The organism is Cytobacillus firmus, assembly GCF_023715565.1.
In the GTDB taxonomy this organism is placed as follows: Bacteria; Bacillota; Bacilli; order Bacillales; family Cytobacillaceae; genus Cytobacillus; species Cytobacillus firmus_C.
On record NZ_JAMBOJ010000015.1, the window covers coordinates 49466 to 63328 of the forward strand.

14 protein-coding genes are annotated in these 13863 nt (G+C 38.8%); 12 read left to right on the plus strand and 2 right to left on the minus strand.

Translation table 11 applies throughout. The features are described 5' to 3' along the window. Positions 1–128: 128 nt before the first annotated feature. On the minus strand, positions 129–1007 hold the full coding sequence (locus M3205_RS08060) for a helix-turn-helix domain-containing protein (RefSeq protein ID WP_159863073.1): 879 nt from the start codon (positions 1005–1007) through the stop codon (positions 129–131). Between the two features lie 323 nt (positions 1008–1330). Here M3205_RS08060 and M3205_RS08065 point away from each other — a divergent pair, with 323 nt between their 5' ends. From M3205_RS08065 to M3205_RS08075, 3 genes are all read left to right on the plus strand, one after another. Next, positions 1331–1483, plus strand: coding sequence for a hypothetical protein (locus M3205_RS08065; protein WP_159863072.1), 153 nt, complete (start codon positions 1331–1333; stop codon positions 1481–1483). Between the two features lie 302 nt (positions 1484–1785). Further along, entirely contained in the window at positions 1786–2673 is an 888-nt protein-coding gene (locus M3205_RS08070) for a helix-turn-helix domain-containing protein (RefSeq protein ID WP_159863071.1), read from the plus strand. A 46-nt stretch (positions 2674–2719) separates the two neighbouring features. After that, complete coding sequence (locus M3205_RS08075) at positions 2720–2950, plus strand: hypothetical protein (RefSeq protein WP_159863070.1); 231 nt, start codon at positions 2720–2722, stop codon at positions 2948–2950. Between the two features lie 252 nt (positions 2951–3202). Here the strand turns inward: M3205_RS08075 and M3205_RS08080 are convergent, their stop codons facing one another. Then, positions 3203–3487, minus strand: coding sequence for a hypothetical protein (locus M3205_RS08080; protein WP_159863069.1), 285 nt, complete (start codon positions 3485–3487; stop codon positions 3203–3205). A gap of 319 nt (positions 3488–3806) precedes the next feature. Between M3205_RS08080 and M3205_RS08085 the strand changes: the two genes are divergently transcribed. From M3205_RS08085 to M3205_RS08125, 9 genes are all read left to right on the plus strand, one after another. Beyond that, on the plus strand, positions 3807–5642 hold the full coding sequence (locus M3205_RS08085) for a sensor histidine kinase (RefSeq protein WP_159863068.1): 1836 nt from the start codon (positions 3807–3809) through the stop codon (positions 5640–5642). Then, positions 5620–6321: a response regulator transcription factor gene (locus M3205_RS08090; RefSeq protein WP_159863067.1), complete on the plus strand. Its 702-nt coding sequence runs from the start codon at positions 5620–5622 to the stop codon at positions 6319–6321. Before M3205_RS08085 ends, M3205_RS08090 begins: the two co-directional genes overlap by 23 nt. A 101-nt stretch (positions 6322–6422) precedes the next feature. Then, the gene (locus M3205_RS08095) at positions 6423–7706 is read left to right on the plus strand and encodes an ABC transporter substrate-binding protein (protein ID WP_159863066.1); all 1284 of its coding nucleotides are present in this window, start codon (positions 6423–6425) and stop codon (positions 7704–7706) included. Positions 7707–7771: 65 nt separating this feature from the next. Further along, positions 7772–8464, plus strand: a complete 693-nt coding sequence (locus M3205_RS08100) for a hypothetical protein (RefSeq protein ID WP_159863065.1) — start codon at positions 7772–7774, stop codon at positions 8462–8464. A gap of 11 nt (positions 8465–8475) precedes the next feature. Then, positions 8476–9411, plus strand: coding sequence for a carbohydrate ABC transporter permease (locus M3205_RS08105; protein ID WP_396105379.1), 936 nt, complete (start codon positions 8476–8478; stop codon positions 9409–9411). Continuing rightward, a complete protein-coding gene (locus M3205_RS08110) occupies positions 9401–10237 on the plus strand; it encodes a carbohydrate ABC transporter permease (protein WP_159863063.1) in 837 nt (278 codons plus the stop codon). Before M3205_RS08105 ends, M3205_RS08110 begins: the two co-directional genes overlap by 11 nt. A 34-nt stretch (positions 10238–10271) precedes the next feature. Next, a complete protein-coding gene (locus M3205_RS08115) occupies positions 10272–11615 on the plus strand; it encodes an FAD-dependent oxidoreductase (protein WP_159863062.1) in 1344 nt (447 codons plus the stop codon). A gap of 53 nt (positions 11616–11668) precedes the next feature. Continuing rightward, positions 11669–13321 carry a DUF4127 family protein gene (locus M3205_RS08120; protein ID WP_251169444.1) on the plus strand — a complete coding sequence of 551 codons (1653 nt, stop codon included), beginning with the start codon at positions 11669–11671 and terminating at the stop codon, positions 13319–13321. A gap of 229 nt (positions 13322–13550) precedes the next feature. Continuing rightward, complete coding sequence (locus M3205_RS08125; RefSeq protein WP_159863060.1) at positions 13551–13793, plus strand: DeoR family transcriptional regulator; 243 nt, start codon at positions 13551–13553, stop codon at positions 13791–13793. Positions 13794–13863 lie beyond the last annotated feature (70 nt).

The following is a 13863-nucleotide window of genomic DNA, read 5'->3' on the forward strand; positions in this document are numbered from 1 at the left end:
TTGGACGTATTTTCGTACTATTTTATCATATATATCGTCCAAAAAGATCATATTTTTACATGAATATACAAAAAACTAACTATTATTTTACAATAATAAGGGACTGTCGACTTATGTCGTGATGACTATTAGAGAATTTTGTCAAAGAATGTAATTTTCTCGCGAATAAAGTCATTATATCGTTCATCCCGCTGCAACCGAAAAATATCAAGAGCTTCCTCCATATACTTTTTAGCTAAAATAAACTGTTCTTTGAGCTCATAATTATAGCCAACATGATAATGGAGATGGCCCAATAGAAATAACTGATCCTTTTCTAAACAGCTTTCAATTGCCTCATGACAGAGCTTTGTAGAGTGGTCATAGTTCTTAATATCTGTATAGGCTTTGGCCGTGTTATAAAGGAGCCTGATGCGGACTGTTTCATCATTTAAATAAATGATCCCTCCTAAATGATTTAAGGCATGAAGGAATACATCAATAGCCTCCTTGTATCTCCCAACTTCATATAGTAGAATTCCTTTACTGTTCAAAATCTCAATTTCCTTTTCACTCCACACTTTCTCGAGTGTCAAATCGATGGCTCTATCCATATATAGAAGAGCTTCTTCAAGCAGTTGATCGACATGATATTTGTAAATCCCTTTATGCCAGAGAAGGATCTGGTAATTTCTCTTATTGGATGTAAAAAGCGGATTCCGTTCTTCCGTTTCCACAATCTCTTTTATGAGGGGGTAATCAAGTCTGCGCCTCGCTATCCTAAGCTGGTTATTAACTTCCTGTATATAATCAAGCCTCGGTGTTGTTCCATGCTCGAAAAAATAATTAATATCAACCCCTAGCTTTTGAGAGATGAAATATAAAGTAGACGCCAAAGGGAGGACATCCCCTTTTTCAATTTTGCTTATTTGCGCCTGAGTACATATATCCTTAGCAAGATCCTTTTGAGAAAGGCCTGCTGATTTTCTCAGCTCTCGTATTTTTTTACCTATAGCAGAAAAGTCCAATTGAAATCCTCCTGAAAAAATATTCTTATAGTTATATTTACTATTAAAAATCTTTATAAACAAGAGGATTCACTTTGAAACCAATGGAAAACGATAAATAATCAAGAAAGCATAGATTCCGTAATAATGCTTTAATAAAAATAGGAAGTGCATCAGGCAATAACCCTATTTGCACGAATGGAACATCCTTTTAAATCTCCAATTTTAGCCGCTTTCCATAGCAGGAGGCGGTTCTTTTTTATTGGAAAAATATTGTCAAATAACCAAAAAGGAAATAGAATAATGTCATAGGAATGAATAGGAAAATAGGAGGAGTTACAAAGTTGCTGGATAATGAAGATCATAAGACAATAAATGCACTTTTTTTGGAGATGCTTACAAAGGTATATGAAATTGGTGTTGGCGAAAAAGAAATGAGCGTTAATAAGCTTCTATCAGAGATTGAAAATGACTTAAGAAAATTAGTGGGTAATTAAACGCAGAAACCATTAAATAGACTAATAATGTTAGATTAACCCTCTTTTTAGCAGGGTTTTTATTTTGCGTAAATTACTGCTGAATGAATGGCAGTAAAGAATCTGATTTTAGGAAAAAGTGATTACAAATTTTTTATAAATAAAAGGATATTTGCTGGAACTATCGAATATATATATTGGAACATCCAATGCATCGCCTGAAACTGATTCTGTTCCTGTACACGCCTGAATCTTTATTAAAACTTTATTATACTTTTTGTGGTAAAGTAATACTATTAATCATACTAAGTGAGGGAAAGCTGATGAATTTAAGTGAGTATTTAATTGGCGACAGCTTACAATCTTTTCGTCAGTATAAAGGGTTAAGTGTTAAGGAGTTGGCAGAGGGCATATGTTCTGAGGATGATCTTATTTCTTTTGAAAGAGAGAAAGCGTATCCAAGTCTGGAAACACTGAACCAATTAGCAAATAAAATGAATATTGATCTTACGTACTTCTTTAATATTGCCTCGAAATCCACCATAAATTATTCTACAGCTGTTATGCAGATTATTAATAAGCACAAGCGGAATTGGAATTATCAGGCCATATACGAGATTGTGCAAAAGGAACTGGATAATCCCATTTTTCAGCCTGTCATGCTGAAGCAATTCTTAATTTGGCATCAGGGAATCTGTGTTTTTTATCTTGAGAAGGATTTTGATAAAGCAATCCAGATATTGCATGCTGCCTTAGATCTTACCAACGAAAAAAGAGTAAACTTATCGGAAAGAGAAGTCGAAATATTAGCAAGTATCGCTATTTTATATAAAGATAAAAACCATTACCATGAAGCCATCTCGATGTTCAAAAAGGCACTTAATGATTTGGAAAAGCTGCCGCATATCCTTGAAAGCAGGGGGAAAGTCAGGATCCTATTTGGGTTATCCCAGGCCTTGACAGAGATTGGGGAGTTCCAGGAATCCCTCATTTATTGCCAAAAGGGAATTGATATTTGCATCCATGAAGAAATCCAATATCTGTTTGCCAATTTACATTATCAAACTGGGGAGAATTATATAAAACTAGGCGATAAAGAAAACGGAGTAGAGTTTCTTCAAAAAGCTATTTATATACTGAAACTGCAAAATAATAAAAAATTTATCCAAATTGTAGAATCCGAAATGGAAAAATTACTCAATAAATGTTAGTATAAAAATAATTCAATAAATTTTGAATAAGAGAGGAGTCAATGTCATGAAAAAATTAGTTTTAGCTGGAGCATTGGCATTAGGGGTAATTGGAGCTGGAGCATCTTTTGCTGGGAACCAGGAGGCAGGCATTCCATCAGAGCATAGTGTTGTCACACCTGTAGAGTTGGCAGGCATTCCATCAGAACATAGTGTTGGCAAAACGATTGAGTTAGCCGGTATTCCTTCAGAACATAGTCCTGCATTTTCTACAACGGGTATTCCGTCAGAGCATTAAAATTGATTTACAAGCGGGGGATATCCCCGCTTTTTTTTGTTTTGCGTTATGCTTAAAAATAACCCAGCTAAAATATTGGTATAAGTTAAACTTTTTTCCACAAAAAAGGAAAAATGTATTATTAGAATCTTGTTGAATTTTTATTATGTAAGATAGCAAAAATCCTATTCAAAGAATAGGATTTTATTGCCAATATGTATGGATTAATCCTTTGTCTGTAAATCTATTAATATAGAAATCAATTAATGCGGATCAGGCAACAATTTGTTTCTGCACCAATAATGTTTTATCGTTGTCACTAACAGGCTCGTATCCTTTTTCAATATAACTGATTACAGTTTTTTTATTGGCAGTCCAGCACTGTGCTAATCCCCAAATTCCAAGAGTAATAGGATTTAAAAAGAACCATTTTGCTACTTCTCCCCACTGCCCCCTAAACATTGCGACCCAGCCGCCGAAGAAGAAAGTAGTCCACGAGAATCCGACCTTTAATTCTTTCACCACTCCACCTTGATTTTTCAACTTTACTTTAGCCATAATTTCACCTCCAAACTTTTAATTAAAAATAGCATCTTATCATCGGGAAAAATAAGTAATAATTACTATGATATTATACCTAATAGCGCGAGAGTAAACTAGGGTATTTTTGATTTTTTTCTAAATTTTACTTATTTTACCTTAATATTTTCTTTTTTGGCTTGATAATAAGGAACAGTTTCATTCAAGGGCAGAATTTTTCTGTCCTTTTCTATTTAAGGCTAAGACAAAAGTTGCATTTAAAATGAAAGAAGGATTTATGAAAGAAAAGAAGAACATCTCCCTATAGAGCAAAAGTTCCAGACAAAGGGGAATCTTCATGAATCTAAAAACAATAAGAAAATCCTGTAAAGCAAAGCTGCTCTCTCTTCCTTACCGCATTAAGCTCATTCTGGTTTTCTCCTTCTTAATCTTACTGACCGCCTCAATTCTTGGCAGTATCATCTACTATCAATTTGGCGGAGCAAGCCAAAGGAACGCAGAAGAATATTCTATACAGCTTGCTGATCAAATCAATCGGAATCTGGACCGGTATATTAAAGAAATGCAGATCATTTCTTTATCCCCTTTATATGATCAAGAAGTAATAAATATATTAAAGAATCACCAGGCTTCAGAGGTAGCGGCCCCCTTTCCGCCAGCAAATGAGAGAATAAAAATCTGGCGATATATTTCGAGTTTTGTTCATATGAGAAACGAAATTCGTGGTATACACATCCTGGCCAATGATGGGAATATATTCAGTAATCTCGATTCCAATACCATTATGCTTCAAGTATTTGAACAAAATAACGAGTGGCTTCAAAGAATAGTAGAAGCAGATGGTGAACATGTGATTCTTCCGCTGCATTATCCGAACTATTACTTAAATAAGGATACAGCTGTCTTTTCGGTCGCTAGATTAATAAGGGATCCATCAGATCAAACACCGCTTGGTATTATTAAAATAGATTTGAAGCAAGAGCTGATCCAGGAGATGGTTAAGAATACAAAGACAAAGAGCCAAATTTTCATTGTAAACAACCAACAGGAAATCATTTATCCAAACAGTGAGGAAAATGATATTTCTCCCAGCATATTGCCCAAAATTGAAAATATAAAAGTTAATAATTATACCAATATCCCGATTGAAGGTGTAGATTATATGATGGTTTATAATCAATCTGAGTACTCGGGACTGAATATTGTTATGCTCATACCCAAATCTGAAATTTTTAGCGAAGTGAACTATCTTCGGAAAGTACTTCTCGTTGTGATTATGGCCGGTATTTTAATAGCATTCATTTTAGGTTTTATATTATCAAAGCCTCTTGTTGGCTCCATTCATAGACTGAGAGAAGCAATGGAGGGAGTCAAAAAGGGGAATTTCTCCCAGCGGGTAATGGTTCAATCAAATGACGAAATTGGTGATCTTGGGAAAGGGTTCAATTTAATGGTTAGTGAAATTGACCGTTTGGTTACCGAAGTCTATCGAACGAATCTGAGAGAGAAGGATGCGGAGCTTAGGGCTCTGCAAAGCCAGATGAATCCTCATTTCCTCTATAACACGTTAGAGTCTATTAATATGCTGGCGATTACCAGGGGGAATTTTGAAGTATCGGATATGGTCGCTTCATTAGGTAAGCTGCTCAGGTATACGGTGGACAACAAAGCGAAAATTGTCAGGCTAGAGGAAGAGGCGGCATTCGTTAGCTCTTATATCACCATTCAAAAAGTAAGAATAGGAGAGAAACTGCATTATATTGAGGACATTCCAGATTCATTAAGGGATGCAGTCATACCCAAGCTAATCCTTCAGCCCATTATTGAAAATGCAATTGTCCACGGATTACGCAATACAGGGGGAAAGATAAAAATACAGGCTTCTAAAATAGGTGAACAATTAAAAATAATCATTTCGGATAATGGAGCGGGTATGGATAAAGAGGAATTAAGAGAATTAAAACAAATTATTACAGCTCGGAAACCAAGCCTTTCCAACGAATCACATCATGGTGTGGCATTGCCGAATATACATGAACGGATTCAGCTGCTGTATGGAAGTGATTTCGGCTTGGATATCCAAAGTGAAGAGCATAAAGGGTTTTCTGTCTCTGTTTCTTTACCGCTATATTGGGAGGAGGAAAAATGGGATGAAAAACGTATTAGTGGTTGAAGATGAATCAATTATTAGACAAGGGTTGAAGGTATTACTAGAGGCCATAAGCGGAGAGATTCAAGTATGGGAAGCAAAAAGCGGTGAGGAAGGCCTGATGCGGGTTCGGCAGCAGATCCCGCATTTAATTGTTACGGATATACGTATGGGAGGAATGGATGGGTTAGCCTTTATTTCAAAGGTAAGGCAAGTCTCTGAGAATGTACCCGTTATTATCCTGAGCGGGCACAGTGATTTTGAATATGCAAGAGCAGCTCTTAAATATGGTGTTACGGATTACTTGCTTAAACCGGTTAATCGGGTTGAGCTATCTACTATAATTACCAGTATTTTTAAAGATAAAGAAGAGACCTATACAGATGTATCCGGACAGTTTCAAAAAATTCTTCAGTACGTTCACGATCATATTGGTCAGGAAGTAACACTTAAACACATTGCTGATCATATGTTTCTCCATCCCCAATACATAGGGCAATTGTTTAAAGCCGAATTAAATCAGACTTTTACAGACTATTTAACGGATGAACGTTTAAAAAGAGCGAAAAATCTGCTGAAGAACACCAACTTAAAGGTATATGAAGTAGCTCAGCTCTCAGGTTATAAGAGCCCCAAGCATTTTATGGCACTTTTTAAACAGGAAGTCGGGGTAACACCTAAAGAGTACAGAAAGTTATCTTAAGATTCCAACAACTATTAAAATCATACTTTTTCTTTGAACAAAGGGATATTTTGAATGAGTTATTCCTTCTACAATTAGAGTCAAAGGAGAGGGGGAAAAAGATGAAGAAGCTAGGTGTGATTTTTTTAATTTTCTTAATGACAACGTTTACATTTGCCTGCAGCAATAAAGCAGAACCATCCAGCTCAGGCGGAGATTCGAAAAAGAATGATAAACCAGTAGAACTTACCTTTATGATATGGGGAAACGAAGCTCATCAGGAGATGTATAATAAGCTCCTTGAAAAATTCTATGAGACCCACCCTAACATCAAGGTGAATTTAGAGAGTGTGCCATTTCCGGATTACCAGCAAAAAATAACCGTTTTAGCAGCGGGCAGAGAATTGCCTGATATCGGCTGGGCAGCTGAACGGATGGTCCCTCAATTTATAGAAAATGGTATTTTAGAAGATGTATCTTCTTTTAAAGAAGATAAAGAATATAACATGGATGATTTCTTTCCATCTACTTTAGAGCTGTTTGAAAAGGACGGAAAGTTATACGGTCTCCCGTTTTCAACGCCTCCTATGGTTCTTTTCTATAACGAGGACCTGTTTGTAAAAGCAGGTGAAAAGACACCAAATGAACATATGGAAGCTGGAACATGGAACTGGGAGCAATTTGAAAAATCCGCAAAAGCAATCTCAGCAAGCGGCACATATGGAGCTAATTTCTTCCGTGACTGGAATACTTGGATTGCATTGCTTTCACACACGTGGAGCAACGGAGGAAGCCTATTTAATGAAGAAACAACTGAGTTTACGTGGAACAGCCCACAAGGGGTTGAAACACTGGAAATGCTCGATCGCATGATGTTTAAAGACAAGTCTCATCCGAAAGCTGGTGAACAAGTAAGCTTTGAATCCGGCAAAATTGGAATGTTCTTTGATGTCTACAGCTATGTATCACGTGCCCGCGAAGTAAAAGATTTCAAATGGGATATCGCACCTCTGCCGGAAGGCCCTGAGGGAAGATTCCCAATGCTGGGCCAGGCTGGCTACACGATGTTTGCAGGGTCCAAGCATCCTGAAGAAGCCAAGGAACTCCTAAAGTTTTTAACGAGTCAAGAGGGAATCACGGCTTCATCTACCTTCTTTGTACCGCCGCGTGAGTCTGTCCTAAGTTCTGATGAGTTTGTAAATCAGCCTAACAATCCGCCGGCTGAAAGTATTCAGCGTGCTGTTATTGATGAGATGGACAATGCAAGACTGCAGGAAGGCCATATGGAATGGCAGAAAATTGATAACGCAATTCAATTCGGATTCGATGAACTGTTTGGACAGTTAAAGAAACCAGAAGAAATTCTCGATGGAATGGATAAAAAAATCGATCCGATTTTGAAATAAACTGTTTAGCAGGCGGTTAATCCTCATTAGGCTTAACCGCTTGCCTATTCATAAGAGGTGATAGTATGAATTCTTCTTTAAGCAGTTATCTTAGTGAGAAAGAAGTTACGCTAATTGTGAGCTTGCCTGAGAATAATCTCGAATTGGCACAGGCTGCATTAAGTGAAGGTGCAGATGCTGTGAAAATGCATGTAAATGTGAATCATCGTGCTTCAGGTAATATGTTCCGCCCGACAGAATCTTATATGGAAGTATTCCGGCAAATACGATCGGAATATACCGGTCCGCTTGGAATTGTACCTGGTGGCTCTTTTGAGGAAATCAAACAAAGTGAATTGAACCTGCTCTCTCAAGCTGGATTCAATTATTTTTCAATCTATGCTCACCACATGCCAAGCTGGATGATGAAGCTTGCCGGTATGGAAAAAACCTTTGCCATCTCATCAGATTACGATATTGAGAAGATGGGGCAGTTAAAGTCTCTGGATATAACTGCGCTTGAAGCATCGATTGTGCCTGGTGAGGAATATGGGTCTCCTCTTACATTTAAAGATATTCTTGCTTATAAATATTTAGCAGAGAAGGTGGATGTCCCACTTCTTATTCCGTCGCAGCGAAAATTGGTGCCAGCTGACATTTCACTCCTTGCTCAAGCGGGTGTTAAAGGAATTATGTTAGGGGCAATTGTAACCGGACATACAGCAGAAAGTATTAAGAGCTCTGTTGCAGAGTTTAGGAATGCCATTGACAAGATATAGGGGGGAGCAGAATGGAAGCAAACTTGAATACTTCTGCGCAACTCTCTTTGGAAAAGAAAAGACGCAGGAAAAAGTTCATAGGAAGTGAAGCCTTTTACGGCTATTTGTTTGTGAGTCCAATGGTGTTGGGTTTCTTGGTGGTTATGCTAGGCCCGCTGCTATACTCCTTTTATATGAGTCTCACAGACTGGCAGCTGCTTGGCGATCCTAACTTTATTGGATTGGAAAATTACCAGCGTTTAACTTCAGACCCTGAGTTCGGGACAGTATTGAAGAACACGCTCATATTTTCAGTCGGCTTGGTGCCAGTTAATATTATCTTGGCCCTTATGCTGGCTTTGCTTCTGCACCGAAACCTGCCCGGCATGGGGATTTTCCGGACAGCCATCTTTATTCCAGTCATGACATCGATTGTAGTATGGTCCATTATCTGGAAGTATATGTTCGCAACCGATGAAGGGTTCATTAATCAAATCCTCCGTGTGTTCAGCATTGAGGGACCGGCATGGCTGTATGATCCGAAGCTTGCCATGGCGGCAGTTATTGTAGTCAGTGCCATGAAAAATGTCGGTTTGAATATGGTACTTTTCCTTGCCGCTTTACAGCAAGTGCCCCGTACACTTTATGAAGCTTCTTATTTGGATGGTGCCAACAAAAGCAAACAGTTCTGGTATGTCACGCTGCCAATGATAACACCAACTGTATTTTTAACACTTATCTTAACAGTGATTGGATCCATGAAGGTGTTTGGGCAGATTTATGTCATGACCGGGGGCGGGCCTGGGAATCATACAAAGGTTCTTGTTTATTATATTTGGGAAACAGCCTTTAAGTTATTTGATTTCGGATACGCTTCGGCCATTGCGATTATTCTATTTATAATCATTTTAGTGTTCACCCTGGCTCAGTGGGTGTTAAGAAAGAGGTGGGTCTTCCATGAACAATAGAAGAAAGAAGAGTTTTGGAACAAAAGTTATATTTTATGGAGTACTGACCCTCGTATCTCTCATTATGATCGTGCCATTCTTATGGATGATAAATACATCATTTAAAGACTCGACCAAGATTTTTACTTTCCAGTGGATACCCGATCCCTTCCGCTGGCAGAACTATTTGGATGTACTGGAGAAAACTCCGTTTCACCTATTTTATTTCAATAGTATTTATATTGCTGTATTGGTCACGATTGGCACCATTTTCTTTGGGTCATTAGCCGGCTATGCGTTTGCAAAGCTATCTTTTCGCGGAAGCTCCATTCTATTTCTATGCTTATTAAGCACGATGATGATTCCTGTCGAGGTCATTACGATCCCGTTATTTCTATTAATGAGAGATTTGGGATTGATAGATACTCATATCCCCCTGATAGGGATACCAATCTTAGGTCCAGCGGGAGTCTTTGGGGTATTTGTCATGAGGCAATTCTTCCTCCTTGTACCGAAAGAGCTTGAAGAAGCTGCAAAGCTGGATGGGTGCTCCTATTTCCGAATCTATTGGAGCATTATGCTTCCTCTTGCCAAACCGGCGATTGCTACCTTGACCATATTTACTTTCTTAACAAGCTGGAATGAATTCTATGAACCATTGATTTATATTAATTCGAAAGAGCTCATGACGCTTCCGCTTGCATTAGCCTTATTTACAGATGAGGTGGGGACACAGTGGGAACTGTTAATGAGTGCCTCTGTTATGGCAACAGTTCCATTATTAATTATCTTCTTCTTTGCTCAAAAGCAGTTTATTGAAGGTGTGAGCATGACAGGAGGAAAATAATAGACTGATAGATTGTTGAAGGGACGTGATCGTTTTGAAAAATGAGCTGGAGTTTGATGTAGTGATTGCAGGAGGGGGACCCGCCGGAATTAATGCAGCCATTGCGGCCGGGAGAGAAGGAGCAAGGATACTTCTTATTGAAAGGTATGGTTTTCTGGGTGGCATGTCGACTGTGGCACTTGTCTATCCATGGATGACTTTTCATACCGAAACGGGACGACAGGTTATTAAGGGGATTGCTCAGGAGATTGTGGAAAGGCTCATGGCTATTGATGGTTCTCCGGGGCATTTACGGGATACAGTTGGTTTCACCAATACTGTCACTCCATACCATCCAGAGAAATATAAACTTCTTGCATTAGAAATGCTTGAAGAAGCCGGAGTGGAAGTTCTTGTTCATAGTTTTGCAGATTCAGTTGAAGTGGATGGAGGTACGATTAAAAGCATCCGCCTGGTAACCAAATCGGGTCCAATACGAGTTAGGGCCAAGCAATTTATTGATACAACCGGAGATGCTGACATCGCATACCTATCAGGCGCCCCCTGCTTAAAGGGAAGAGAAAATGATCAAAAAACCCAGCCGCTTACAATGAAATTCCGTATGAGGGGTGTCGATGTCTCGAAAGTAAAAGAAGCCATGAAAAGGAATCCTGAAAATTTTTATAAGAAGACGCCTATTAATGAATTAGATGATCTTCCTCTGACGGGTGTACAAGGCTTCTACAAAGAATGGAACGCTTCAGGAGTTCCTATTAATCGTGATCAAGTGCTATTTTTTATTGGGCCTGAAGAAGACGAGGTCCTGGTTAACTGTACAAGGGTCCAAGGTCTCGATGGCACAGACGTGTTTGATTTAACAAAGGGTGAAAGAGAAGGAAGAAAACAAGTCATGATGATGGCAGAATTTCTGCAGACAACTATTCCTGGTTTTGAGAAAGCCTCCATATCTGCGGTTGGTTCCCAGATTGGTATTCGGGAAACGAGGAGAATATCCGGAGAGTACTCCTTAACCATTGAAGATGTAATTGCAGGGAGGAAATATGACGATACGATCGCTTTAAGCGGCTACCCAATAGACATTCATGATCCGACAGGGAAAGGCGTTAAGGCAAATGATATTGAAGGGGATGGAAGCTACGGAATTCCTTATAGATGTCTTATTCCTAAAGGGGTTGACAACTTGCTTGTAGCAGGGAGATGTATTTCCACCACCCATGAAGCACTCGCTACGACCCGGCTCACACCAAGCTGTATGGCAACAGGTCAGGCAGCGGGTACGGCAGCAGCTATATCATTGGCTAAAGGCATCGCTCCAAGAGAACTTGATGCCGGCGTGCTGCGCAAAAAATTAGTAGAGAGTGGTGCAGTTTTACAGTAATCAAGAGGCACATCCAGAAATAATGTTATTGGATTATACGAGGAGGAGAATGCGTGAGTAGATGGAAAACTTTGCTGTCAGCATGTATGGCTATCCTGCTGTTATTTGGGAATCTAGGTGAAATGGAGGCTGCAGAAAAGAAGGCTGGATTAGCTAAGATTCTACTGGTTCCATTGGATGACCGCCCGGCTAATCTTTATTTTCCGCAGCAAGTTGGAAAAACAGCGGGTGTTGAAGTCATAACACCGCCAAAAGATATGATCGGGTTTTACACGGAACCCGGAAACGGTGAAGAAATCAGCAAGTGGCTATTGGACAATGCTGAAGAGGCAGATGGGTTTGTGATTTCAGCCAGTATGCTGGCGTATGGGGGATTAATTGCTTCCCGTACTGGAGTGAAATCCGAGGAGGATGCACTCTCTGACATACAAGTAATTAAAAAACTTAAAGAGCTTTATCCTGAAAAGCCCGTATATGTTTATGACACCATTCAGCGGCTTGCCGTAACAGCCATTAGCGATGAATACTTGAAATACTACGATCAAATCAGAAGCTGGGCAATCTTATATGATCAAGTCATTAACCTGGGAATGGAAGAATATCGAGCTGAATTAGAGAAATTAGAATCCGAAATACCGGAACCTGTGCTGCAGGATTATCTAAATGCGAGAGCAAGAAATCACTCAATTAATAAACTATTAATTGATTGGGTTAACAGCGGTTCAATTGATTATTTGATTCTGGCCCAGGATGATGCTGCTCCTCATGGCCTTCATCGCGCCGAAAGAGAGATTCTTGTTGAAAAGGTAACAGAGTATGGGTTGGAAGATCAAGTTTCCGTATTCCCTGGTGCCGATGAAGTTGATGTTGTATTAGTAGCCAGATTTGTAGCGCAGCTATTTAATACAGAGCCAACATTTTATATTGAGTACGGCGGCATTCACGGAAAGGACTGGATTGCACCATTTGAAGACACAACCTTTGACTACAATGTAATCAAGCATATTACTGCTTCAGGGGGAAGAATTGCAGAAGATGAAAAGGAAGCAGACATCCACCTGTTATTAAATACTCCTTCAAGTGACAAAAATAAGAGAATTGAAGATGTTGAAAAATTGGTAAACAGAACGAATGAACTTATTAACACCGGAAAGCAGGTTGCAATCGGAGATGTTATTGAGGTTAATCGGGCAGATGCTCAGCTTATTACCCATCTGACAGAGAAAGTTGATCTAACTAAAATTCTTGCCTACAGCGGCTGGAACACTGCCGGCAATACAATTGGCATTACCATCGGTCATGCCGCTGCCCGTACTGCATTCCTTGAACAGACCTCAGGGTTTGGTGTACCACTTTATGAAGACACTGCAGAAGCACATTATGAATTCCTTCTGCATCGATTCGCTAAGGATCACAGCTATAAAAATATTGTTCACCCTGCAGCAAGGGCATATATTTCCGATATCGGCGCAAGTGAATGGGAATTAGGTGAAGATTACGACTTAGTTAATCAATTTGTTCATGATCAATTAACCTTGGAAACACAAAAATGGTTCCAGCATTTCGATGGAAGACACGTTTATATTGGAAAAAGAGGGAACAAGAATTTTTATAGGACGATCGATTCTTTAGAAAGTGTTCATGTTAAGCTTCCTAGGCCGAGGATTTTTGAAGCAGAATTGGAGCCGGATTTAAATCTTAAATAATGGCAACATGCGAAGCTCCTATAAATATAATGAAACCTTGCTGTTATTGCAGCAAGGTTTTTAACTATAATCGCCAGTCCTTAATGGTACTTTGTCCTTTAGAAGGTTTCTGTAGTTAAAGGATTTACAAATTAGTAAGGTTTAAAAGACAAATACAGGGTTAATTATATAACAAAAGAACTATGTTTATGTTATTATTTTCCTATGATTGATGAAGGGAGTAAAAGAGGTGATTAAACAAGCAAGTGCAAAAACAATACGTGTTTTGTCTCTTTTTGAAATGTTGAATAGCGGGGAAATAATAAAAAAGAAAGAAGCAGCAGAACGTTTTGATGTAAGTGAAAAAACTATACTTAGAGATTTGAAGGAAATAAATATCTATTACTCAAAATATAAATACCATACGCTAGTTAACAGTGTTGCCTATAATCGAGTGGAAAAAGGTTATTTCCTGAAGGTTAGGAATGCATAGGGGAATTAAAAGCCGTTCCCTTAATAGGGTAGCTTTACACTTAAGCATCTGGCAGGTGCATTTCAATCAA